This is a genomic window from Phenylobacterium sp. (assembly GCF_030697925.1).
Taxonomy (GTDB): domain Bacteria; phylum Pseudomonadota; class Alphaproteobacteria; order Caulobacterales; family Caulobacteraceae; genus Phenylobacterium.
The window spans coordinates 12,232-34,334 of the sequence record NZ_JAUYOJ010000169.1; the positions used below are offsets into that span (position 1 = coordinate 12,232).

General features: G+C 69.1%; 21 protein-coding genes and 1 tRNA gene. 12 read left to right on the top strand and 10 right to left on the bottom strand.

Translation table 11 applies throughout. The features are described 5' to 3' along the window. Positions 1-4: 4 nt before the first annotated feature. The 3 genes from hutG to hutI are packed head-to-tail and all read right to left on the bottom strand — an operon-like array spanning position 5 to position 3,548. Complete coding sequence (gene hutG / locus Q8Q88_RS16030) at positions 5-817, bottom strand: N-formylglutamate deformylase (protein ID WP_305676189.1); 813 nt, start codon at positions 815-817, stop codon at positions 5-7. Further along, positions 814-2,346, bottom strand: a complete 1,533-nt coding sequence (gene hutH / locus Q8Q88_RS16035) for a histidine ammonia-lyase (protein WP_371129872.1) — start codon at positions 2,344-2,346, stop codon at positions 814-816. Before hutH ends, hutG begins: the two co-directional genes overlap by 4 nt. Continuing rightward, positions 2,343-3,548, bottom strand: coding sequence for an imidazolonepropionase (gene hutI / locus Q8Q88_RS16040; protein WP_305676190.1), 1,206 nt, complete (start codon positions 3,546-3,548; stop codon positions 2,343-2,345). The genes hutH and hutI overlap by 4 nt, the downstream gene beginning before the upstream one ends. Positions 3,549-3,613: 65 nt before the next feature. Here hutI and Q8Q88_RS16045 point away from each other — a divergent pair, with 65 nt between their 5' ends. Continuing rightward, on the top strand, positions 3,614-4,984 hold the full coding sequence (locus Q8Q88_RS16045; RefSeq protein WP_305676191.1) for a formimidoylglutamate deiminase: 1,371 nt from the start codon (positions 3,614-3,616) through the stop codon (positions 4,982-4,984). After that, positions 4,981-5,688, top strand: coding sequence for a histidine utilization repressor (gene hutC / locus Q8Q88_RS16050; protein ID WP_305676192.1), 708 nt, complete (start codon positions 4,981-4,983; stop codon positions 5,686-5,688). Before Q8Q88_RS16045 ends, hutC begins: the two co-directional genes overlap by 4 nt. Positions 5,689-5,739: 51 nt before the next feature. Here hutC and Q8Q88_RS16055 read toward each other — a convergent pair whose 3' ends face one another. After that, entirely contained in the window at positions 5,740-6,783 is a 1,044-nt protein-coding gene (locus tag Q8Q88_RS16055) for a lysine-2,3-aminomutase-like protein (RefSeq protein ID WP_305676193.1), read from the bottom strand. A 35-nt stretch (positions 6,784-6,818) separates the two neighbouring features. Continuing rightward, positions 6,819-7,874 carry an EF-P lysine aminoacylase EpmA gene (gene epmA, locus Q8Q88_RS16060; protein ID WP_305676194.1) on the bottom strand — a complete coding sequence of 352 codons (1,056 nt, stop codon included), beginning with the start codon at positions 7,872-7,874 and terminating at the stop codon, positions 6,819-6,821. Between the two features lie 134 nt (positions 7,875-8,008). On the opposite strand from epmA, the gene efp reads away from it, so the two are divergent. Continuing rightward, positions 8,009-8,575 (top strand): elongation factor P, encoded by a 567-nt coding sequence (efp, locus tag Q8Q88_RS16065; RefSeq protein WP_254833602.1) that lies wholly within the window; start codon positions 8,009-8,011, stop codon positions 8,573-8,575. A 201-nt stretch (positions 8,576-8,776) separates the two neighbouring features. Here efp and infA read toward each other — a convergent pair whose 3' ends face one another. Further along, a complete protein-coding gene (infA, locus tag Q8Q88_RS16070; RefSeq protein WP_254833601.1) occupies positions 8,777-9,046 on the bottom strand; it encodes a translation initiation factor IF-1 in 270 nt (89 codons plus the stop codon). Between the two features lie 107 nt (positions 9,047-9,153). Continuing rightward, positions 9,154-9,363: a cold-shock protein gene (locus Q8Q88_RS16075; RefSeq protein ID WP_254833600.1), complete on the bottom strand. Its 210-nt coding sequence runs from the start codon at positions 9,361-9,363 to the stop codon at positions 9,154-9,156. Positions 9,364-9,692: 329 nt separating this feature from the next. Here Q8Q88_RS16075 and Q8Q88_RS16080 point away from each other — a divergent pair, with 329 nt between their 5' ends. Continuing rightward, complete coding sequence (locus tag Q8Q88_RS16080) at positions 9,693-10,160, top strand: DUF4126 domain-containing protein (protein WP_305676195.1); 468 nt, start codon at positions 9,693-9,695, stop codon at positions 10,158-10,160. Then, entirely contained in the window at positions 10,160-11,533 is a 1,374-nt protein-coding gene (locus tag Q8Q88_RS16085; protein WP_305676196.1) for an FAD-containing oxidoreductase, read from the top strand. The genes Q8Q88_RS16080 and Q8Q88_RS16085 overlap by 1 nt, the downstream gene beginning before the upstream one ends. A 49-nt stretch (positions 11,534-11,582) precedes the next feature. On the opposite strand, the gene Q8Q88_RS16090 is transcribed toward Q8Q88_RS16085, so the two are convergent. Beyond that, a tRNA-Asn gene (locus Q8Q88_RS16090) sits at positions 11,583-11,658 on the bottom strand. Between the two features lie 295 nt (positions 11,659-11,953). Here Q8Q88_RS16090 and Q8Q88_RS16095 point away from each other — a divergent pair. Beyond that, entirely contained in the window at positions 11,954-13,363 is a 1,410-nt protein-coding gene (locus Q8Q88_RS16095; protein WP_305676197.1) for a Mur ligase family protein, read from the top strand. Here Q8Q88_RS16095 and Q8Q88_RS16100 read toward each other — a convergent pair. After that, the gene (locus Q8Q88_RS16100; protein ID WP_305676198.1) at positions 13,360-14,268 is read right to left on the bottom strand and encodes an alpha/beta fold hydrolase; all 909 of its coding nucleotides are present in this window, start codon (positions 14,266-14,268) and stop codon (positions 13,360-13,362) included. The two genes, Q8Q88_RS16095 and Q8Q88_RS16100, sit on opposite strands and share 4 nt — an antisense overlap. Before the next feature lie 99 nt (positions 14,269-14,367). Then, positions 14,368-15,705, bottom strand: coding sequence for an acyl-CoA dehydrogenase family protein (locus Q8Q88_RS16105; protein ID WP_305676199.1), 1,338 nt, complete (start codon positions 15,703-15,705; stop codon positions 14,368-14,370). 104 nt (positions 15,706-15,809) lie between these two features. Between Q8Q88_RS16105 and Q8Q88_RS16110 the strand changes: the two genes are divergently transcribed. The 6 genes from Q8Q88_RS16110 (at position 15,810) to Q8Q88_RS16135 (ending at position 22,102) form a co-directional block, all read left to right on the top strand. Further along, on the top strand, positions 15,810-16,802 hold the full coding sequence (locus tag Q8Q88_RS16110; RefSeq protein ID WP_305676200.1) for a phosphotransferase family protein: 993 nt from the start codon (positions 15,810-15,812) through the stop codon (positions 16,800-16,802). Continuing rightward, positions 16,799-17,158 (top strand): DUF6285 domain-containing protein, encoded by a 360-nt coding sequence (locus Q8Q88_RS16115; RefSeq protein ID WP_305676201.1) that lies wholly within the window; start codon positions 16,799-16,801, stop codon positions 17,156-17,158. Before Q8Q88_RS16110 ends, Q8Q88_RS16115 begins: the two co-directional genes overlap by 4 nt. Beyond that, positions 17,155-18,384, top strand: coding sequence for a kynureninase (gene kynU / locus Q8Q88_RS16120; protein WP_305676202.1), 1,230 nt, complete (start codon positions 17,155-17,157; stop codon positions 18,382-18,384). Before Q8Q88_RS16115 ends, kynU begins: the two co-directional genes overlap by 4 nt. Continuing rightward, positions 18,381-19,187 (top strand): tryptophan 2,3-dioxygenase, encoded by an 807-nt coding sequence (gene kynA / locus Q8Q88_RS16125; protein ID WP_305676203.1) that lies wholly within the window; start codon positions 18,381-18,383, stop codon positions 19,185-19,187. Before kynU ends, kynA begins: the two co-directional genes overlap by 4 nt. Before the next feature lie 2 nt (positions 19,188-19,189). Beyond that, entirely contained in the window at positions 19,190-20,368 is a 1,179-nt protein-coding gene (locus Q8Q88_RS16130; protein WP_305676204.1) for a cyclopropane-fatty-acyl-phospholipid synthase family protein, read from the top strand. Positions 20,369-20,506: 138 nt separating this feature from the next. After that, positions 20,507-22,102, top strand: a complete 1,596-nt coding sequence (locus tag Q8Q88_RS16135; RefSeq protein WP_305676205.1) for a flavin monoamine oxidase family protein — start codon at positions 20,507-20,509, stop codon at positions 22,100-22,102. The last annotated feature ends 1 nt before the right edge of the window (position 22,103 follow it).

The following is a 22,103-nucleotide window of genomic DNA, read 5'->3' on the forward strand; positions in this document are numbered from 1 at the left end:
GAACTCAGGCTTCGGCGAAGGCGAGGCACGCCTTCAGGACATCGGTGAGGGCCGCGCGCATGGGGGCGGCCTGGGCGGCGGAATAGGGGGCGGGCCAGGTGGCCGGGGTCGGCGGCTCGGCCGGATCGTCCATGTAGCCCCGGCAGGCGAGTTCCATCTGGATGGCGTGGATTCCCGCCTGCGGTTGGCCGTAGTGGCGAGTGGTCCAGCCGCCCTTGAAGCGGCCGTTGGTGACCCGGGAAAAGCCGCTGGCGTCACAGGCCGCCTCGACGGCGGCAGTCAGGGCCTGATCGCAGCTCGCGCCTGAGCTTGTGCCCAGGTTGAAGTTCGGCAGTTCGCCCTCGAACAGGCGTGGGATCACCGAGCGGATCGAATGGGCTTCGTAGAGCACCACCCTGTCGTGGACGTCGCGCAGGCGAGTCAGCTCGGCCTGCAGGGCGTCGTGATAGGGCGCGAAATAGGTCTCCCGCCGCCGCGCGATCTCGGCGCCGTCCGGGCCGCCGTCCGCGTGGAGCGGCTCGCCGTCGAAGGTGGTGGTCGGGCAGAGTTCGGTGGTTGCCTGGCCCGGATAGAGCGAGGCGCCCGACGGATCACGGTTCACGTCGATCACCGTGCGGCTGATGGCGGTGCGCACGGTGGTCGCTCCCAGGTCGCGGGCGAAGCCGTACAGCCGATCGATCCACCAGTCGGCGTCCTTGCGCGCCAGCCAGGGCGAGGCGAGGCGCTTCTCGATTTCCAGCGGGATCATGGTCCCGGTGTGCGGGAAGCTGACCACCAGGGGCGCCGCGCCGCGATGGACCTCCAGCCACTCCATCACGACACCGCCGGAAGGCTGACGGCCTGGACGGCGTCGATCACCGCGCCCGAGCGCACGAGAGCGATCGCGGCCTCCATGTCCGGATGGAAGTGGCGGTCGTCGGAGAGGTGCGGGACCTGCGCGCGCAGGGCGGCGCGGGCGGCTTCCAGCACGGCGCTGGAGGCCAGCGGCGCGTGGAAGTCGCAGCCCTGGGCCGCCGCCAACAGCTCGATCCCGATCACGGCGGTGGCGTTGTCGACCATGGCCAGCAGCCGCCGCGCTCCGTGGGCCGCCATGGAGACGTGATCCTCCTGGTTGGCCGAGGTCGGGATGGAGTCGACGCTGGCGGGATAGGCCTTCTGCTTGTTCTCGCTGACCAGGGCCGCGGCGGTCACCTGCGGGATCATGAAGCCGGAATTGAGCCCCGGCTTGGGAGTCAGGAAGGCCGGCAGGCCCGATAGGGCCGGGTCCACTAGCATGGCGATGCGCCGTTCGGCCAGGGAGCCGATCTCGCAAACCGCCAGGGCGATCATGTCGGCGGCGAAGGCCACCGGCTCGGCGTGGAAGTTGCCGCCGGACAGGGCCTCGTCGCTCTCCGGGAAGATCAGTGGGTTGTCTGTGACCCCATTGGCCTCGGTGGCGAGGGTGCTGGCGGCCTGGCGCAGGACGTCGAGGGTCGCCCCCATCACCTGGGGCTGGCAGCGCAGGCAGTAGGGGTCCTGCACCCGCTCGTCACCCTGCAGGTGCGAGGCGCGGATCGCCGAGCCGGTCATCAGGGCGCGCAGAGCGTCGGCGGTCTCGATCTGGCCGGCATGGCGGCGCAGGGCGTGGATGCGCGGATCGAAGGGGGTGTCAGACCCCTTGGCGGCCTCGGTCGACAAGGCTCCGGTCACCAGGGCGGTCTGGAACAGCCGCTCGGCCCCGAACAGGGCGGCCAGCGCATTGGCGGTGGAGAACTGGGTGCCGTTCAGCAGGGCCAGGCCTTCCTTGGGCCCGAGCGTCAGCGGCGTGAGCCCGGCCTGGGCCAGGGCCTCGGCGGCCGGCAGCCGCGCCTCTCCGACGAAGATCTCGCCGACTCCGATCACGGTCGCCGCCATGTGGGCCAGCGGAGCAAGGTCGCCCGAGGCGCCCACCGACCCCTGACCTGGAATGACCGGCGTCAGGCCCCTGGTCAGCATGGCTTCCAGCAGGGCGACCGTGGCGGGCCTCACCCCGGAGGCGCCCTGGGCCAGGCTGCCCAGCTTCAGCGCCAACATCAGCCGGATCACCGCGATAGGGGAAGGTTCACCGACGCCCGCGGCATGCGACAGCACGATATTGCGCTGCAGGGTCTCCAGGTCCGCGGCGGCGATGCGGACGCTGGCCAGCTTCCCGAAGCCCGTATTGATTCCATAGACCGGCTCGCCCTTGGCCAGGATCCGCTCCACGGCCGCGGCGCTCTCGGCGATCAGCGGGGCGCAGGCCGGGTCGAGCCTCGCCCCCGCGCCACGGTAGATCGCCGCCCATTCGGCGAGGCTCACCTCACCAGGCCGCATGACGACGTCGTTCATAGTCCACTCCAGACGCGGGCATGGAGCGGGTTGAACCCCATGCGATAGACGAGTTCGGCCGGGCGCTCGATGCCCCAAATGGCCAGGTCGCAGCGTTTGCCGGCCTCCAGGGTCCCGGTCTCCGCGAGCACGCCCAGGGCGCGGGCCGCCTCGCGGGTGACGCCGGCCAGGCACTCCTCGACCGTCAGCCGGAACAGGGTCGCGCCCATGTTCATGGTGAGCAGCAGGGAGGTGAGCGGCGCGGTGCCGGGATTGCAGTCGGTGGCGAGCGCGATCGGCACGCCGGCGGCGCGCAGGGCTTCGATCGGCGGAAGCTTCGTCTCGCGGACGAAGTAGTAGGCGCCGGGCAGCAGGGTGGCGACCACCCCGGCCTGGGCCATGGCGGCGATTCCCGCCTCGTCGAGATGTTCCACATGGTCGGCCGACAGCGCCCCGAACTCGGCGGCCAGCGCCGCGCCGCCCAGGTTGGAGAGCTGTTCGGCGTGCAGCTTCACCCGCAGGCCATGGGCCCGGGCGGCTTCGAACACCCGCCGTGTCTGGGCCAGGGTGAAACCGATCCCCTCGCAGAAGGCGTCCACGGCGTCGGCCAGGCCCTCGGCGGCCACGGCCGGGATCATCTCGCGGCAGACCAGGTCGATATAGCCGTCGGGATCGCCCTTGAATTCGGGGGGCAAGGCGTGGGCGCCGAGGAAGGTGGTCTTGATGGTCACGGGGCGGCGCCGGCCGAGCGCGCGGGCCGCGCGCAGCGACTTCAGCTCGTGCTCCAGCGAAAGCCCGTAGCCGGACTTCACCTCGACGGTGGTCGTTCCTTCGGCGATCAGGGCGTCCAGGCGGGGCAGGGCGCTGGCGACCAGCTCCGCCTCGCTGGCCGCCCGCGTCGCGGCCATGGTCGAGACGATGCCGCCGCCGGCCCGGGCGATCTCCTCATAGGAGGCGCCGGCCAGGCGCAGTTCGAACTCGTGGGCGCGGTCGCCGCCGAACACCAGGTGGGTGTGGGGATCGATCAGGCCCGGCGTGATCCAGCGGCCTTCGCAGTCGATCGTCTCGTCGGTCACAAAGGCCGGCGCCCCGGAGGCTGGCCCTGCATAGACGATCCGGCCGTCGCGGGCGGCGACACAGCCGTCGTCCACCTCGCCCAGCCCCCGCCGCCCGGAGGCGAGCGTGGCGAGGCGGGCGCGGGCCCAGACCCTGTCGCAGCGCATGGCCGCCTCCTTCCCTCGGTCGTCGAATATGTATAGACATATGTCCGAGACGGGAGGCTTGTCCAGTGACCGATCCGACGACGACCCTGTGGTTCGAAAGCGCCCTGCTGGAGACGGGCTGGGTCGACAATGTTCGCCTGACCCTGAGGGATGGCTGTATCGTCCGCGTCCAGGACGGCGTGCCGCGCGAGCCGCATGAGTCGGCCAACGGCCCCGCGGTCCCGGGCCTGCCGAACCTGCACAGTCACGCCTTCCAGCGCGGGATGGCGGGCCTGGCCGAGGTGCGTGGTCCGGACGGCGACAGTTTCTGGACCTGGCGCGAGGTCATGTACCGCTTCCTGGAACGCCTAGGCCCCGATGAGGTCGAGGCCATCGCCGCCCAGGCCTATGTCGAGATGCTGGAGGCCGGCTTCACGCGGGTGGGAGAGTTCCACTACCTGCACCACGACCGCAACGGATCGCCTTTCACAGATCCCGCCGAGATGGCGGCCCGGATCGCCGCGGCGGCCGGCGAAAGCGGCATTGGGCTGACACTGCTGCCGGTGTTCTACGCCCATTCGGGCTTCGGCGGCGCGGACCCGACCCCTGGCCAGGCCAGGTTCATCCACGACATCGATGGCTTCGCGCGCCTGCTCGAGGCCAGCCGCGGGGCGGTCGTGAGCCTCAACGGCGCCGTGGTCGGCCTGGCGCCGCACAGCCTGCGCGCCGTGACCCCCGGCGAGCTGAGCGCGCTCACCGGCCTGGCGGGCGAAGGGCCCATCCACATCCACGTGGCCGAGCAGACGCAGGAAGTGCAGGACTGCCTGGCCTGGTCGGGCCAGCGCCCGGTCGAGTGGCTGATGGCCAATGCGCTGGTCGATCCGCGCTGGTGCCTGGTCCACGCCACCCATGTCACTCTGGAGGAGATCGCCGACATGGCCCGCGCCGGGGCTGTGGTGGGGCTCTGCCCGATTACCGAGGCCAATCTCGGCGATGGCCTCTTCCTGGCGCCGGAGTTCCGCCAGCAGGGCGGGCGATTCGGGATCGGCTCGGATTCCAACGTGCTGATCGATGTCGCCGAGGAACTGCGGACCCTCGAATACGGCCAGCGCCTGGCGCGGCGGAACCGCAATGTCATGGCTGCGGAGCCGGGCGATTCCACCGGGGCGGGCCTGTATCGCGCGGCGCTCACGGGCGGCGCCCAGGCGCTCGGGGTCGGGGCGCCGCGTCTGGCGGTGGGCGAGCCCGCCGACATCGTCACCCTTGACGCCGGCCATCCGGCCCTGGCCGCCCGGCGCGGCGACGCCCTGATCGACAGCTGGGTGTTCGCCGGACGTCAGGGCGTGGTCGACGGGGTCTGGCGCGCGGGCGTCAAGCTGGTCAGCGGCGGTCGCCACCGCGCCCGTGACGCCATCGCCGGCCACTACCGCAAGGCCTTGGCCCGCGTGCTCGCATGAGCGCGCCGCTACATCAGCGCATCCGCCGCGAGATCGAAGCCCAGATCCTCTCCGGCGCCTGGCCGCCGGGCCATCGCATCCCGTTCGAGCACGAGCTGATGGCCAGCCACGGCTGCTCGCGCATGACCGTGAACAAGGCGATGACGGCCCTGGCCGAGGCCGGACTGATCGAACGACGCCGCCGGGCGGGCTCCTTCGTGGCCCGGCCCAAGGTCCATTCGGCGGTGCTGGACATCCCGGACCTGCGCTCGGAGGTCACCCGTCGCGGCCAGACCTACGCCTTCCGGCTGATCTCCAGCCGCCGCCGCGCGGCCAAGGGACCGGCCGAGATCGAGCTGGCGGGCGGCGGAGCCTTGCTGGACCTGCGCGGCCTGCACCTGGCCGCGGGCCGGCCCCTGGCCGTCGAGAACCGCCTGATCAGCCTCAACGTCGCGCCGGAGGCGGCCGAGGTCGACTTCTCGGAGGATCCGCCTGGCGCCTGGCTGCTGGAGCACGTCCCCTGGACCGAGGCCGAGCACCGGATCAGCGCCGTCGGCGCCGACGCCGCCACGGCCAAGCTGCTGGAGATCCCCCGCGGCGCGGCCTGCCTGGCCGTCGACCGCCGCACCTGGCGCGGCCCTGTCCACGTCACCCAGGTCCGCCAGATCTTCCCGGGCGAGGCCTATGACCTCGTGGCGAGGTTCGGGTCATCGCGGGGCGGATAGGCGCCCAAACCCGGATAAGCGCTTCGCGCTTTCCGGGATGACACTCAGGGGCTAGTCGAAAGGGAGCGGCGGATAGGCGTGCTGCGCCCCGCTCGGGTCTTCAACCCGCGCGCCATCGGCGCTCAGATAGTTCGGCCCCACCGGGGCCTTGCCGTGGCCGCCGGGAATGTCCAGCACATAGGTCGGCTGGCAGAGGCCCGAATAGTCGCCGCGCAGAGCCTTCATCAGCGCCTGGCCCTGCGCGATCGTGGTCCGCAGGTGGCCGGTGCCCGGCGCCAGGTCGCCCTGGTGCAGGTAATAGGGCTTGATCCGGGTCTCCACGAAGGCGCGCATCAGCGCGCCCAGGGTCGACGGATCGTCATTGACCCCGCGCAACAGCACGCTCTGGCTGACCAGGGGGATGCCGGCGTCCACGAACCGTGCGCACGCCGCCCGCGCCGCCGGTGTCAGTTCGCGCGGATGGTTGGCGTGGATCGCCACATAGACCGCCTTGTCGGGCCGCCGGAGCGCCGCGACCAACGCCTCGGTGACCGCGGCCGGCTCCACCACCGGCACGCGCGTGTGGAAACGGACCACCTTGACGTGGTCGATGGTGTCCAGCCGGTCCATCAGGTCGCGCAGCCGACGGGCCGACAACACCAGCGGATCGCCGCCGGTGACGATGACCTCCCAGATCTCCGGCCGCGCGGCGATATAGGCGAGGGCGGCGTCCAGTTCGGCGGGCGTGAGCGCGCCCAGGCCCTGCGGCCCGACCATCTCGCGGCGGAAGCAGAACCGGCAATAGACCGCGCAGGTGTGGGTGATCTTCAGCAGCACGCGGTCGGGATAGCGGTGGACGATCCCCTCCACCGGGCTGCGCACCGCATCGCCGATGGGATCGGCGCGCTCGTCGGGATGGACGTCCAACTCATGGATATCGGGCAGGAACTGGCGCGCGATTGGGTCGTCGGCGGTCTCGATCAGTTCGGCCATGGCGGGGGTGATGGCCACGGCGTACTGGGCGGCCACCCGCTCCAGGTTCGGCAGCTGGCCCGGCGAAATCAGCTTGGCCTCGGCGAGCGCCGCCGCGCTGCGCAGGGTCGTCTGGTAGGTCATGGGCCGCATATGGCCCAAGGCGCCGCCTCCGGCAATCAGTCGGTCCCGGCCACAGGGGTCCACAGCACCTGCTCGATCCGGCTCGCCCCGGTCGCCAGCATCACCAGCCGGTCGAAGCCCAGCGCTATGCCGCAGGCCTGCGGCATGTGCTCCAGCGCCGCCAGGAAGTCCTCGTCGAGGGGATAGCGCTCGCCATAGACCCGGGCCTTCTCGTCCATTTCGATCTGGAACCTGCGCCGCTGCTCGGCCGGGTCGGTGAGTTCGCCGAAGGCGTTGGCCAGCTCCACCCCGCACGCATAGAGCTCGAAGCGCTCGGCCACCCGGAGATCGCCCGGCTTGGGCCGCGCCAGGGCCGCCTCGCAGATCGGGTACTCGCAGAGGATGGTCGCCCGGCCCATGCCCAGGTTCGGTTCGATCTTCTCCACCAGCACCCGGCTGAACACGTCGGTCCAGGTGTCGTCGGCGGCCACCCGGATCCCCGCCGCGGCCGCCGCCTGCGCCATGGCGTCGCGGTCGGTGGAGCCGTCCGGCCCAACGCTGGCCAGCAGGTCGATCCCGGCGAACCGCTCGAAGGCTTCCGCCAGGGTCACCCGCTCCGGTTCGACGAAGGGATCGGCGGTCCTGCCGCGCCAGGTCAGGGCCTTGGCGCCGGCCGTTTCGGCGGCGAGCGCCATGAGGGCGGCGCTGTCGGCCATCAGGGCCTCGTAGGTCTCGCCCGCCCGGTACCATTCCAGCAGGGTGAATTCCGGATGGTGCAGCGGCCCGCGCTCGCGATTGCGCCACACCCGGGCGAAGTCGAAGATCTTAGTCTCGCCGGCCGTTAGCAGCTTCTTGGCCGCGAATTCCGGCGAGGTGTGCAGATAGAGCGTCGAGCGTCGGCCGTCGGTGGTGATCGCCTCGGTGGCGAAGGCGTGTAGGTGGGCCTCGTTGCCGGGCGAGACCTGCAGGGCCGCGGCCTCCACCTCGGTGAAGCCGTCGGCCTCGAACCAGGCGCGCAGCCTGCGCTTGATGGCGTTGCGCGCCGTCAGGAACGGGCGGCGGTCGCGATGGCTGTCGGGACGCCACCAGGGCGAGGGTAGGGGGCTCGGCATGAGGCTGTTTACGGTGTCGCAGGCCGCGCGCGAAGCGGGAGAGCTATGGCGATCCTGGCAAGGTTCGCTATAGGGGCGGGCAAAGCATCATCGACGCGGCCGTCGAATCCGCCGCGAACTTGAGGAAGACCGACTTGAAGGTAATCGCCAGCTCTCTGCGCAAAGGCTCCGTCGTCGACATGGACGGCAAGCTCTATGTGGTCCTGAACGCCGAGAACATCCATCCCGGCAAGGGCACGCCGGTGACCCAGCTCAACATGCGACGCATCTCCGACGGGGTGAAGGTCTCGGAGCGCTACCGCACCACCGAACAGGTCGAGAAGGCCTTCGTGGACGAGCGCGACCACACCTTCCTGTACCAGGATGGCGACGGCTTCCACTTCATGAACCCGGAGAACTACGACCAGGTCACCGCCTCGGCCGAGGTGGTGGGCGACGCCGCGCCGTTCCTGCAGGAGGGCATGACCATCCAGGTGGCCACCCATAACGACGTGCCGATCTCGCTGACCCTGCCGCGCACGGTGACCCTGGAGATCGTCGAGACCGAGCCGTCGGTGAAGGGCCAGACCGCCTCGTCGTCCTACAAGCCGGCGATTCTCTCGAACGGCGTGAAGACCACGGTGCCGCCCTACATCGCCGTCGGCACCCGGGTGGTGATCCTCACCGAGGACAACAGCTATCTCGAGCGGGCCAAGGACTGATCGCGAATCCCTTCTCCCCTTGCGGGAGAAGGTGGCCTTGCGGAGCAAGGTCGGATGAGGGGTCTCTCAGAACTCGCCGGCCGGTGTTCGGCCTAGCGTCAACTCAGAAGTCGGACGGATAGGGTCATCGACCCCTCATCCGACCCCGCTCTCGCGGGGCCACCTTCTCCCGCAAGGGGAGAAGGGACGTGAGCATATGTACTAGCGCTTGCGGAACGTCGGGCGCGCGCCGCCGCCGACCCGGGGGCCGTCGGTCTTGTGGCGGTAGGTGATGCGGCCGCGGGTCAGGTCGTAGGGGGTCATCTCGACGATGACGCGGTCGCCGACCAGCGAACGGATGCGGTTCTTCTTCATCTTGCCCGCCGTGTAGGCGAGAATTTCGTGGTCGTTGTCCAGCTTCACGCGGAACCGGCCTTCCGGCAGCAGTTCGACGATCAGGCCGTCGAATTCGATCAGCTCTTCCTTGGCCATACGAGGCCTCCTCTCCGCCGGGACGTCCGGCGAGGTCGTGAAAAATGAAAAACGGGCCGGCGTGAGCCGGCCCGTCTGGCAGTGGCGGGCTTACGCCCGCAAAGGCCTTAGGCGGATTGCAGCTGACCAGCCGACATCTTGCCGCTGCGCTGATCGCGCTCCAGTTCGAAGGCGACGCGTTGGCCTTCGTTCAGGGTGCCCATGCCGGCGCGCTCAACGGCCGAGATGTGCACGAAAACGTCGGCGCCGCCATCATCGGGTTGGATGAAGCCGAAGCCCTTGGTTCCGTTGAACCACTTAACAATACCGGTAGCCATGAGAAGTCCCCTTCCGGGTCTTAATATTACCTCGCGCCAAGAGCGGCCGAGGGATCAAAATTTCGGATGGGGTCGAGGGCAGGTCCGGATGTTCGAGTAAACTCGAACTGGGATAGCGGCCGAACCAAAACGATATTCGATACGGTCGTAGACCATCTACTGAGAAAAAAAGCAATTCCTTTCGACGAACGCCGCGATCAAGCCGCCGTTATCTGCCGGAAGCGGGGCGTCGCCAGGGTTGCGGGAGCGTCTCGACCACACCGCGCGATGGCGCCTATGCCGCGCGCCAATCCGGTGAGAAGCTGCGCCATCTCAGCGGAGATCGCGCCATGAGCCTCTATGTGTTCGCCCTGTTGATCGGCGTGATCGCCGGCCTGCGCGCCATGACCGCGCCCGCCGCGGTGAGCTGGGCCGCGGCGCTCGGCTGGCTGTCGCTCGACGGCACGCCCCTGGCTTTCCTGAGCTTCAAGTACTCACCCTGGGTCTTCACCGCCCTGGCCGTCGTCGAGTTGGTCAGCGACCAGCTGCCCAGGACCCCAAGCCGCAAGGTCCCGGTCCAGTTCGGCGCCCGGATTCTCATGGGCGGCCTTTGCGGCGCCGCCATCGGCGCCAGCCAGGGGCAGCTGGTCGGTGGCCTGATCGCCGGCGCCGTGGGCGCGGTGATCGGAACCCTTGGCGGCTACGAGGCTCGTTCCCGGCTTGTCAGGGCGATCGGCGGCCGGGACTTCCCCATCGCCCTGCTGGAAGACGCCGTCGCGATCGGCGGCGCCTGCCTGATCGTGACCTCGCTCGCCTGATGCCGGCCTTCGACGCCATCGTCGTCGGCGCGGGCCAGGCCGGTCCATCGCTGGCTGTGCGGCTGGCCGGCGCGGGGATGAGCGTCGCCCTGGTCGAGCGCAAACTGTTCGGCGGCACCTGCGTCAACACCGGCTGCATGCCGACCAAGACCCTGGTGGCCAGCGCCTACGCCGCCCATCTGGCCCGCTGCGCCGCCGACTATGGCGTCGTCCTGCAGGGCGAGGTGGGGGTCGACATGGCCCGGGTGAAGGCCCGCCAGGACAAGGTGGTCACCGATGCCCGCGACGGCCTGGAGACCTGGCTGAGGGACGCCAAGGGCGTCACGGTCTTCCAGGGTCACGCCCGGTTCGAATCGCCCAGAGACCTGCGGGTCGGCGACGAGGTTCTGACCGCCCCGCGCATCTTCATCAATGTCGGCGGCCGCGCCCTGGTCCCCGACATGCCGGGGGTGAACGAGGTGGACTACCTGACCAACACCTCGATGCTGGCCCTGGATGTCCTGCCACGCCACCTGGTGGTCGTCGGCGGCAGCTATGTCGGGCTGGAATTCGCCCAGATGTACCGCCGCTTCGGGGCGCAGGTCACCGTGGTCGAGAAGGGGCCGCGCCTCATCGGCCGCGAGGACCCCGACGTCTCCGAGGCCATCCGTGAGATCCTGGAAGGCGAGGGGATCGCCTTCCGGCTGAAGGCCGAGTGCATCAGCTTCCGTCAGCACGGACCCGACATCGCCGTCGGCGTCGACTGCGAGAATGGCGAGCCGGAGGTGCTGGGCTCCCATGCCCTGCTGGCCGTCGGCCGCAAGCCCAACACCGACGACCTCGGCCTGGACAAGGCCGGCGTCGCCCTCGACCCGCGCGGTTACATCGTGGTCGACGACCATCTCCGCACCAATGTGGAGGGGATCTGGGCCATGGGCGACTGCAACGGCAAGGGAGCCTTCACCCACACCGCCTACAACGACTTCGAGATCGTCGCCGCCAACCTGCTGGACGACGACCCGCGCCGGGTCAGCGATCGCATCACCGCCTACGCCCTCTATACCGACCCGCCGCTGGGCCGGGTGGGCATGTCGGAAACCGAGGCCAGGGCGTCCGGGCGCAAGGTCCTGGTCGGGATGCGGCCCATGAGCCGGGTCGGCCGGGCCGTGGAGAAGGGCGAGACCGCGGGCTTCATGCGCATCCTGGTCGACGCCGACAGCCGCGAGATCCTGGGGGCCTCGATCCTGGGGACTTCCGGCGACGAGGCGATCCACGCCGTCCTCGACCTCATGTACGCCAGGGAGCCCTATTCGGTGCTGCAACGCGCGGTGCACATCCACCCGACAGTGTCGGAATTGATCCCGACCATACTGGGCGAACTCAAGCCGCTGTAGGCGCGTTTTGGGAGAAGGACGGCGGCCTTGCGGCGGCCTGAAGGTCCAATGGCTCCCCGAGCAGGACTCGAACCTGCGACAAGTCGGTTAACAGCCGACTGCTCTACCAGCTGAGCTATCGGGGATCACCTTGGAGGCGGCGATATACGTCGCGTCGGGCGACGGCGCAAGCCGGTGTTCGACGTGTCGCAGGAAGGGCTCGAAAAAAGAGCCCGGCCGAGGCCGAGCTTTACGAAGTCGGTGATGGTGGGGTGCCTTCCGGAGAAGACAGCGTCAGGTTCCGCCAACATGGTTAAGTGAGAATTAACGCCCGGAGCAGCCTGCTCCAAAACGCCGCGTCGGAGCGGGCGGGCCTTGAGGCGGCGGGGCGATCTCCGCTAGTCAGGATCGGCGCGGCGTGCGGTCCGGGAGCAGACGGAAATGCGTATCCATTTCACGGGCGTGGCCGGGGCCGGGATGAGCGCCGTGGCGCTGCTGATGCGCGACGCCGGCCACGAGGTTTCGGGTTCCGACGAGGACGTCTTCCCGCCCATGTCGACCTATGTGGAAGCCCTGGGCTTTCCCTTCCATCGTCGGTTCGACGCCGCGAATCTCCCGGCCGAGCTGGACGTCCTGGTGCTGGGGACCAGCGCCAAGCTGGGCGCCGAAACCAATACCGAGGTGATCGCCGCCCGCGCTCGCGGCGTGCGGGTCACCACCTTCGCCGAGATGCTGGGGGAGGCGACTCTGGGCCGCGAGGTGACGGTGGTGGCCGGCTCCTTCGGCAAGTCGAGCTGCACGGCGCTGATGGCCCATGTCCTGCGCCAGGCGGGGAACGATCCGGGCTGGATGGTCGGCGCCATCTCGCCGTCCCTCCCGGAGACCGGCCATTGGGGGCGCGGGCAGGTGGTGCTGGAGGGCGATGAGTACATCGTCTCGGGCGCCGATCGCCGGTCCAAGTTCGCCCTCTACCATCCCGACCATCTGCTGCTGACTTCGCTGATCCACGACCACGTCAACGTCTTCCCGACCATCGCCGACTACGAGGCGCCCTTCCTCGAGCTGCTGCAGGGCCTGCCCATGAGCGGCCTGGCCGTGCTGCAGGATCATCCGGCGATCCGCGCGGTGGCCCATCACACGAAGGCTCGCATCGTCTGGTACGACACCGCCGCGTGCGACGGATGGTTCAGCCGCGACGTCACGTTCGGCGAGACCACCAGCTTCGTCCTGGTCGCCCCGGACGGCGGCGAGATCGCCCTCCGCACCCAGCTGCTCGGCGCCCACAATGTGGAGAACATCGTCGGCGTGGCGGCCTATCTGTTGGAGCGCGGCCTGGTGAGCCCCGACCAGCTCGCCCGCGCCCTGGAGAGCTTCGGAGGCATCCGCCGGCGGCTGGACCGGCTGACCACGGCCTCGAAGGTGCCGCTGATCGAGGGCTTCGGCTCGTCGTACGAGAAGGCCCGCTCGGCCATCGAGGCCATGCAGCTGCACTATCCCGACCGGCCGCTGATCGTGGTCTTCGAGCCCCACACCTTCTCCTGGCGCTCCCGCGACGCGCTCAGCTGGTACGACACAGTGTTCGCCGGTGCGGCCCAGGTGCTGATGATCCCACCGCCCACCCACGGGGCGGCCAGCCATCACCAGTCCACCCACGAGGAGATCGTCGCGCGCACTGCCGGCGCCGGCGTGGCGGTCCAGGGCGTGACCACCGCCGAGGACGTCATCGCCGCGCTCTCGGAACTGCACGGCGACGAGGCCGTCCTGCTGCTATCCTCCGGCCCCCTGCTGGGTCTGCCCGACAGCCTGCCGCCGGTGTTGGACAGGCTGTACGGGGAAGCCGTCGCCGCCTAGGCCGCAGCGATCCGAGCCGCGATCAGCGGCTCCAGCCACGCGCCGCGCTCGATGATGCCCATGTGGGTCGTTCCCGGCAGGACCGCGAGTTGCGCGCCGGGGATCAGCCGCTTCATCTCCGCGGCGTGCTCGATGCGGGTGAAGTCGTTGTCGCCGATGGCCAGCAGCGTCTTGGCGCGGATGGCGCCCAGCTGGGCCGGGGTCCAGCCCTCCCAGGAACCCAGCATGGCGTTCAGCTTCTCCAGCACCGGGAAGAAGGTCTCCGGCTTGGGATTATGCTTGTTGTAGTTGGCCTGCCAGGCGGCGAAGTCGGCCTCGGTCGGCAGCAGTGGGACCAGTTCGGCCGAAGGTTCCTTGATCTCGCCGCGCTGCAGCTTCGCCAGTTCCGGCAGCATGCCGTCGAGATTGAAGGTCGTGCCCACGGCGGTCAGGCTGGCGACCAGGGCCGGATGGCGGATCGCCACGCCGGTCGCGATCATCCCGCCCAGGCTGTGGCCGAACAGGTGGGCCTGCTTGACGCCCAGATGCTTGAGCACACCGGCCACGTCGTCGCTCATGCGCTCGAGCCTGAACGGGCCCTCGCGGTCGCCGGTGTGCCCATGGCCCTGCGGCTCGATGGCGATGATCGGCCAGGTCTTCGAGAACCGGGGGATGATGTCGGCGGTGAAGGCGGTGTCGATCGCCATCACCCCGCCGGGTAGCAGCACCATCGGCGTCTTGCCGGACGTCGGCGATCCGCCGTGCAGCTCGTAATAGACGCTCAGGCCGTCGACCTCGGCGTGGCCGCCGGCCTTTGTCTTGGTTTCCATCGCAAATCCCTTGTCGCTCATGGCAAGGCCGGCGGCCATCGATGCGCCCCCGGCCAGCATCAGCCGGCGGCTGGAGCCTTGCGGTGTCGGTTTCATCCACGGTCCTCCGGTCTGGGTTACACCGGAACGACGAGCGGGGACGCCCCGACCCGACATCAGGCCGAGAGAATAGTCGACCTCACCGCGTCGTTGCGGTCAGTGGCGCGCCGGGATCGGCTGCACATACTCTCCGCCGGCGGCCTCGGCCTCTTTGAACTGCGCCCGCTTGGGACCGAGATAGCCGAACAGGAAGGCGGCGACCTTGCGCATCTGGATCTCCTCCGAGCCCTCGGTGATCCGGTAGCGGCGGTGGTGGCGGTAGATGTGCTCGAAGGGCTTGTGGCGCGAATAGCCGATGCCGCCGTGCACCTGCATGGCGCGGTCGGCGGCCTCGCAGACCAGGCGGTTGGCCCAGTAGTTACACATCGACACCTTGTCGGAGATCGTCCGCTCGATCTCCTTGTGCTCCATGCGGTCCATGTCCCAGGCGGTCTTGCGGATCAGCAGGCGCAGCATCTCGCACTGGGTGGCCAGCTCCACCAGCGGGAACTGGATGCCCTGGTTGTCGGACAGCGGCTTGCCGAACGGCTTGCGGGCCCGGGCATATTTCACGCTCTCCTCGATGCAGAACACCGCCGCCCCCAGCGACGACGCCGCCTGGCGAATGCGGTTCTGGTGCACGAAGCTCTGTCCCAGCCCCAGCCCGCGGTCGATCTGGCCCCAGTAGCTGTCCTCGGGGATCCAGACGTCGGTGAAGCTGACCCGCGGGTGGTCGGTGGGCATGTTGAAGGTCCAGAGATACTCCTCGACCTTCACGCCGGGGGTGTCGGCCGGGACGATGAAGCAGGTGATGCCGGTGGCGTCGCCGTCCTTGCCGCTGGTGCGGGCGAAGACCATGACGTGGGTCGCCACGTGCATGCCCGTGGTCCACATCTTTTCGCCGCGGATCAGCCAGCCGGGCTTGCCGTCCTTGTCCTGGCGGACGGCGGTGGTCTCCATGAAGGTGGCGTCCGAGCCGTGATTGGGTTCGGTCAGCCCGAAGCCCGTGCGCATCTGGCCGGCCAGCAGCTTGGCGCCGTCGCGGTCATATTGGGCGTTGGTGGCGAACTCCTTGAACATCAGGATGAAGGGGTTGTTGCCGACGATGGAGTGCTCGTTCTGCAGGTCGTTGTGCAGGCCCAGCCCCTTGGCCGCCAGGTGCTCGCGGATCACCGCCATGTCCAGGTTCGAGCCGCCCTTGCCGCCCATCTCGGTGGGCCAGGCGTAGCGCAGGTGCCCGGCCTCGTCGGCGAGCTTGCGGGCTTGGCCCAGCAGCTCCTCCCACTCCTTCTTCGGCAGGCCGCCGGCGTCCCAGTCGGTGCGCTCGTATTCGCGCCGATGGTCGAAGTAGCGGATGTTGTCGTCCTTCTGCTCCAGCGGCTTGATCTTGGCCTCGATGAAGGCGTCCAGTTCCCCCAGGTAAGCTTCGAGTTCCGGGCTGATGCTGAAATCCATGGGTATCTCCTCCGATACGGGCCGACGTCTTTTTGGCCGTTTACAAGCCGGCGCCGAACGCTGCAGATCGTTGGATTAGATCACGTCAAAGGTTCCCCGGCGTCATGGAAGACACCATTTTTTCAAGCCTTTCGCGGCTGGCTCCCCAGCTGGTCGAGGGCGGTGAAACCATTGAGGATCTGCAGCGCCTTTCCGGGGGCGCCAGCATGGAGACCTGGGCCTTCGCGGTGGCTGGGCCGGGCCGCCGCGAGGAGATGATCCTGCGCCGCAGGCCGGGCGGTCCCATCGACGAGGACGCCTCGCGCTCGGTCTCGCTGGCCACCGAGGCGGCCCTGATCGTTGCGGCCCACGGGACGGGCGCGCCGGTCGCACCCCTGGTCCACCTGGCCGGACCCGACGACGGCCTGGGGGAGGCCCACATCACCAGGCGGATCGCCGGCGAGACCCTGGGCCGCAAGATCGTCACCGATCCGAAGTTCGAGGCTGTGCGGCCCAGCCTGGCGCGTCAGTGCGGCGCCATCCTGGCCCAGATCCATTCGGCCAAGGCCGACCTGCCGCTGAAGACCGTCGACTTCCTGGGCGAGCTGGAGCGCTACGAGGCGGTCTACCGCCAGTCGGGCGCCGAGCGGCCGATCCTGGAGCTGGCCTTCCAGCACCTGAAGAAGCACGCCCCGCCGCCGGTCGAACCGGTGCTGCTGCACGGCGACTTCAGGAACGGGAACCTCATCGTCGACCCGGAGAAGGGCGTCGCCGCCGTGCTGGACTGGGAACTCTCCCACTACGGCGATCCGGCCGAGGACCTCTCCTGGATCTGCGTCAATTCCTGGCGGTTCGGGAAGGCCGAGCTACCGGTCGGCGGCTTCGGCCACTACGCCGAGCTGCTGGACGGCTACGCGGCCGGCGGCGGGGCCGAGATCCCGCTCTCGCGCGTTCTCAGATGGCAGGCGCTGGGCTCGCTCAAATGGGGGGTGATGTGCCTGATGATGTATGCGAGCTACGCCACCGGAGCCGAGTCCTCGGTCGAGCGGCCGATGATCGGGCGCCGCGTCTCGGAGACCGAAATCGACCTCGTCATACTCATGGAGAACGGCCTGTGATCGAGAATCCCCGCGCCGACGAGCTGGTGGAGGCGGTGGCCCGCTGGATCGATTCCGTGCGGCCGGGCCTGCCGCCCCGCGACGCCTTCCTCGCCCGGGTGGCGGCCAATGTGCTGAGCGTGGTCAAGCGCGAGCTGACCCTGGGGCCGCAGGCCGAGGCCGCCGCCACCGCGCGCCTGGCCGGCCTGCTGGGCCACGAAGGCACGCTGGCCGAACTCAACGCCGAACTCTGCGCCAGGCTGCGCGACGGGGCCATGGACCGCGACACCCCGGGCCTATTGGCGGCGCTGAAGGCCAACATCGTCGAGCAGATCGCCATCGACCAGCCGAACTACGCCCCCGAACCCGCCCGATGATCGCCGACCGCGCCGCCTGCGAGGCCCTGGACCGCGCCGATCCCCTGGCCGGACGCCGGGCGTTGTTCGACCTGACTCCGGGCCAGATCTATCTCGACGGCAATTCCCTGGGCGCCCTGCCGCGCGCCGTGAAGCCACGACTGGAGGCCGCCGTCCAGGCCGAGTGGGGCAGGGACCTGATCAAGAGCTGGAACACGGCCGACTGGATCAATCTGCCGGCGCGGGTGGGGGCCAGGATCGCCCCCCTGATCGGCGCCGCGCCCGACGAGGTGATCGCCGCCGACTCCACCTCGGTGAACATCTTCAAGCTGGCCGCCGGGGCGCTGAAGCTTAGGCCCGGCCGCAAGGTCATCGTCACCGAGCCCGGCAACTTCCCCACCGACCTCTACATCCTGCAAGGCCTGCGCGACCTGATGGGCGACGTCGAGTTGCGGGTGGTCGAGCCGGGCGGCCTGGAGGCCGCGCTCACCGATGAGGTGGCCCTGCTGCTGCTGACCCATGTCCACTACAAGACCGGCCGGGTCCACGACATGGCCCGGCTGACCGCCCAGGCCCATGCGGCCGGCGCCCTGGCCCTCTGGGACCTCAGCCACTCGGCCGGCGCCTTGGCTGTGGATCTCAACGGCTGCGGGGCGGACCTGGCGGTCGGCTGTGGCTACAAGTACCTGAACGGCGGCCCCGGGGCGCCGGCCTTCCTGTTCGTCGCCAGACACCTGCAGGCCGGTTTCCAATCTCCGCTCACCGGCTGGATGGGCCATGCGACGCCCTTCGCCTTCGGCGACGACTACGCCCCGGCCAGGGGCGTCCTGCGCGGCCTCTGCGGCACGCCCTCGGTCCTGGGTCTGACCGCCCTGGAGGCGGCGCTGAGCGTGTTCGACGGCGTCGACATGGCCGAGATCCGCGCCAAGTCCATGGCCCTGGGCGACCTCTTCCTCGACCTGGCGCTCGCCCGCTGTCCGGAGTTCGGCCTTGGCTGCGCCCGCGACGCCCGCCAGCGCGGCAGCCAGGTGGCGCTCACCCATCCCCACGGCTATCCGATCATGCAGGCCCTGATCCATCGCGGGGTGATCGGCGACTTCCGCGCCCCCGACGTGCTGCGCTTCGGCTTCACCCCGCTCTATGTCGGCTATGCCGATGTCTGGGACGCCGTGGAGATCCTGGCCGACATCATGGCCAATGAGCAGTGGCGCGAAGCGCGGTTCCATGAGATCGCGGCGGTGACATGAACGACAAACTGCACACCCCGCCGCCGATGAGCTACGGTGACTATCTGGGCCTCGACACCCTGCTGTCGGCCCAGCGCCCGCGTTCGTCCGAGCACGACGAACTGCTGTTCATCATCATCCACCAGGCTTCGGAGCTCTGGCTGAAGCTATCGATCCACGAGCTGTCGGCCGCCCGCCAGCACATCCGCGACGACGACCTGGGCCCGGCCTTCAAGATGATCGCCCGCGTCAGCCGCATCCAGGGTCAGCTCATCCAGTCCTGGGACGTGCTGGGCACCATGACGCCTAGCGACTACCACGCGCTGCGCCCGCACCTGGGCCAGAGCTCGGGCTTCCAGTCCTTCCAGTACCGGATGCTGGAGTTCCTGATGGGGGCCAAGGACGCCACCATGCTGCGTGTCCACGAGGGGACCGAGGTCCATGGCCTGCTGGCCGAAGCCCTGGCCGCACCCAGCCTCTATGACGAGTGCGTCCGGCTGCTGTCCCGCCGCGGTTTCGACCTGCCGGCCGACCTGTTGGAACGCGACCTGCGCGAACCCCACGCTGAACACCCTGCGGTCGAGGCCGCCTGGATCGCCGTCTATCGCGATCCCGATCGCTACTGGGACCTCTACGAACTGGCCGAAAAGCTGGTCGACCTGGAGTTCCGCTTCCAGCAATGGCGTTTCGCCCACCTGAAGACCGTCGAACGCATCATCGGCTTCAAGCAGGGCACCGGCGGCAGCGCCGGCGCGGCCTACCTGGCCAAGGCCCTGGAGGGCTCGTTCTTCCCGGAACTGTTCAAGGTCCGGACGGCGCTCTGAGCATGATCGACGCCCTGCTCAACCGCATGATCAAGGTCGGCGACCTCACCGTGCATCTGCCCGGTGGCGTCTCCAAGCGAGCCGGCGACGGGACGGGGACGCCGGTGGTGATCCGCTTCACCGGCCGGGGCGTGCGGCGGACCGTGGCCAATCCCAGCCTGGGTCTGGCCGAGGCCTATATGGACGGCGACCTGGTCATCGAGCAGGGGACCCTGTGGGACCTGCTGGAGATCGTCGGCAAGGGCGGCAGCCGGGGGCTCAAGGGCCGCGGCTCGTGGCTCAAGCGCGCGCGGCGGGCGGTCAAGCGCAAGATCCAGCAGGCCAATGACCGCACGGCCGCGCGCCGCAATGTCGCCCATCACTACGATCTCTCCAACGACCTCTACCGGCGCTTCCTCGATACGGACATGCAGTATTCCTGCGCCTATTTCGCCCGGCCCGACATGACGCTGGAAGAGGCCCAGGCGGCCAAGAAGGCGCATATCGCGGGCAAGCTGAACCTCAAACCCGGCCTTTCCGTCCTCGACATCGGCTCGGGCTGGGGCGGCATGGGCATGACGCTCGCCCGCGACCACGGCGCGCAGGTGACGGGCGTCACCCTCTCAGTCGAGCAACTGGAACTGGCTCGGGGCCGCGTCCAGGAGGCTGGCCTCGCCGACAAGGTCGCCTTCGAGCTGAAGGACTATCGCGACCTCGACCGCCCCTTCGACCGCATCGTCTCGGTGGGCATGCTGGAGCATGTGGGCGAGCCGCATTTCCGCGAGTATTTCGAGACCGTCAAACGCCTGCTGGCCGACGACGGGACGGCGGTGATACACGCCATTGGCCGGGCCGGCGGACCAGGCCTGACCAACGCCTTCACCCACAAGTACATCTTTCCGGGCGGCTACATCCCGGGCCTGTCGGAGATCGTCTCGGCGGTGGAGGACGCGGGCCTCTGGATCACCGACATCGAGATCCTGCGCCTGCACTATGCCGAGACCCTGAAGAACTGGCGGCTGCGGTTCCTGGCCGACCCCGATATCCCCGCCCTCTATGACGAGCGTTTCCGCCGCATGTGGGAGTTCTACCTGGCCTCGGCGGAGATGGGTTTCCGCTACGGCGGCCACATGGTCTTCCAGATCCAGCTCGCCCGGCGCGTCGACGCCCTGCCGATCACGCGGGACTATATGCGCGCCTAAGCCGCGACCGCCGCCGCCCAGCCTTTGGGCGCCGGGGCGCCAATCCACCGTCCAGATCCAAATCTAATGAAATAGCGATTGTCCGCTCGGCGTGCTCCTCTGCTCCCTGCGTCCCATTGCAATGCGGGTGGGGATATTATGGATCGTGGATTGTTGGCCGCCGGGCTGGGCGTTTCGCGCCGGTCGTTTCTGGAGGGCCTCGGCGGGGTGGGCGGATCCAGCCTGCTGCTGGCCGGGATGAGCGCCCTGGGATTCGGGATCGCCTCGGCCCAGGCCGCGCCGCCAGTCCTGTCGGGGGGCGGCGGCAAGAAGGTCGCGGTGTTGGGAGCAGGCGTCGCCGGCCTGACGGCGGCCTATGAACTCTCCAAGGCCGGCTACGACGTCACGGTCATCGAGGCCCGCGAATTCGCCGGCGGCCGCTGCCAGACGGCGCGCAAGGGCTTCAAGCTGACCGAGCTGGGCGGCGAGACCCAGGTCTGCGATTTCGACGACGGGAACTACATCAACCACGGCCCCTGGCGGATTCCGTACCACCACCAGTCGACCCTGCATTACACCAAGGAATTCAACATTCCGCTGGAGGTCTTCGTCAACGACAACGACGCCTCCTACCTGATGTTCGGCCGCGGAACGGGGCCGCTGGCCGGCAAGCCGATCCGCAAGGGCCAGGTGGCCGCCGATATCCGCGGCGGGGCCGCCGAAATCCTCGCCAAGTCGATCAAGCAGGGCGCGCTCGACCAGCAGATGACCGCCGAGGACCGCGAGCAGTTCCTGGCCTACGTGGTCCAGGAGGGCTACCTGACCAAGGATCTGGCCTATAGGGGCACGGAGGGCCGCGGCTTCGACCTGCCGCCCGGCCCCCTGATGGATCCCGGCCCCGGCAAGCCGTCCACCCCCAACAGCTTCACCGACGTGCTGCACTCCGGCGCCTGGCGCACCCTGGCCTCGGTCAGCGGCTGGGAGCAGCAGCGCACCATGTTCCAGCCGGTCGGGGGCATGGACCGGATCGCCAAGGGTTTCGAAGCCGCCATCGGCCAGTTGATCAAGTACTCGACCCAGGTGAAGAGCCTGAAGCAGAACCCCAAGGGCGTGGAGATCGCCTTCGTCGACGGCGACGGCAAGGCCGGGACGCTGAAGGCCGACTACTGCATCTGCACCATCCCGCTTTCGGTCCTGCGCCAGCTCGACGTGCAGGCCTCCAAGCCGTTCAAGGAAGCGATCGGGCAGGTCTCCTACGCCCTGGTCGGCAAGATCGGCCTGCAGATGAAGCGGCGGTTCTGGGAAGAGGACCATCACATCTATGGCGGTCACGTCTATTTCGACGACCCCGAGATCAACTCCATGACCCTGCCGTCCACGGGCTTCCAGGGCCGCAAGGGCGTGCTGCTGGGCTACTACAATTTCGGCGCCCAGGCCGCGAAGGTCAGCGCGCTTTCGCCCGCCGAGCGCCGCGCCCTGGCGGGCCGGGCCGGCGACCGGGTGTTCCCTGGCTATTCCGACAACATCGACAGCGCCTTTTCCGCCTCCTGGCACCTGATCGAGCACAATCTGGGCGGCTGGGCCCAGTGGAGCGACGAGGCGCGGGCCAGCGCCTATCCGATCCTCTGCGAGCCCGATGGCCGGCTCTACCTGGCCGGCGAGCACATGAGCTACATGACCGGTTGGCAGGCCGGCGGGATCGAGAGCGCCTGGCAGCAGATCGCCAAGCTGCACGCCCGGGCGCACGCGGCGTGAG

Excerpts from the sequence above, each read along its gene's own strand:
- hutH (WP_371129872.1), bottom strand. The coding sequence starts at position 2,346 with ATGAACGACGTCGTCATGCGGCCTGGTGAGGTGAGCCTCGCCGAATGG.
- hutI (WP_305676190.1), bottom strand. The coding sequence starts at position 3,548 with ATGCGCTGCGACAGGGTCTGGGCCCGCGCCCGCCTCGCCACGCTCGCC.
- hutC (WP_305676192.1), top strand. The coding sequence starts at position 4,981 with ATGAGCGCGCCGCTACATCAGCGCATCCGCCGCGAGATCGAAGCCCAG.
- Q8Q88_RS16055 (WP_305676193.1), bottom strand. The coding sequence starts at position 6,783 with ATGACCTACCAGACGACCCTGCGCAGCGCGGCGGCGCTCGCCGAGGCC.
- epmA (WP_305676194.1), bottom strand. The coding sequence starts at position 7,874 with ATGCCGAGCCCCCTACCCTCGCCCTGGTGGCGTCCCGACAGCCATCGC.
- infA (WP_254833601.1), bottom strand. The coding sequence starts at position 9,046 with ATGGCCAAGGAAGAGCTGATCGAATTCGACGGCCTGATCGTCGAACTG.
- Q8Q88_RS16075 (WP_254833600.1), bottom strand. The coding sequence starts at position 9,363 with ATGGCTACCGGTATTGTTAAGTGGTTCAACGGAACCAAGGGCTTCGGC.
- Q8Q88_RS16080 (WP_305676195.1), top strand. The coding sequence starts at position 9,693 with ATGAGCCTCTATGTGTTCGCCCTGTTGATCGGCGTGATCGCCGGCCTG.
- Q8Q88_RS16085 (WP_305676196.1), top strand. The coding sequence starts at position 10,160 with ATGCCGGCCTTCGACGCCATCGTCGTCGGCGCGGGCCAGGCCGGTCCA.
- Q8Q88_RS16095 (WP_305676197.1), top strand. The coding sequence starts at position 11,954 with ATGCGTATCCATTTCACGGGCGTGGCCGGGGCCGGGATGAGCGCCGTG.
- Q8Q88_RS16100 (WP_305676198.1), bottom strand. The coding sequence starts at position 14,268 with ATGAAACCGACACCGCAAGGCTCCAGCCGCCGGCTGATGCTGGCCGGG.
- Q8Q88_RS16105 (WP_305676199.1), bottom strand. The coding sequence starts at position 15,705 with ATGGATTTCAGCATCAGCCCGGAACTCGAAGCTTACCTGGGGGAACTG.
- Q8Q88_RS16110 (WP_305676200.1), top strand. The coding sequence starts at position 15,810 with ATGGAAGACACCATTTTTTCAAGCCTTTCGCGGCTGGCTCCCCAGCTG.
- kynU (WP_305676202.1), top strand. The coding sequence starts at position 17,155 with ATGATCGCCGACCGCGCCGCCTGCGAGGCCCTGGACCGCGCCGATCCC.
- kynA (WP_305676203.1), top strand. The coding sequence starts at position 18,381 with ATGAACGACAAACTGCACACCCCGCCGCCGATGAGCTACGGTGACTAT.
- Q8Q88_RS16130 (WP_305676204.1), top strand. The coding sequence starts at position 19,190 with ATGATCGACGCCCTGCTCAACCGCATGATCAAGGTCGGCGACCTCACC.
- Q8Q88_RS16135 (WP_305676205.1), top strand. The coding sequence starts at position 20,507 with ATGGATCGTGGATTGTTGGCCGCCGGGCTGGGCGTTTCGCGCCGGTCG.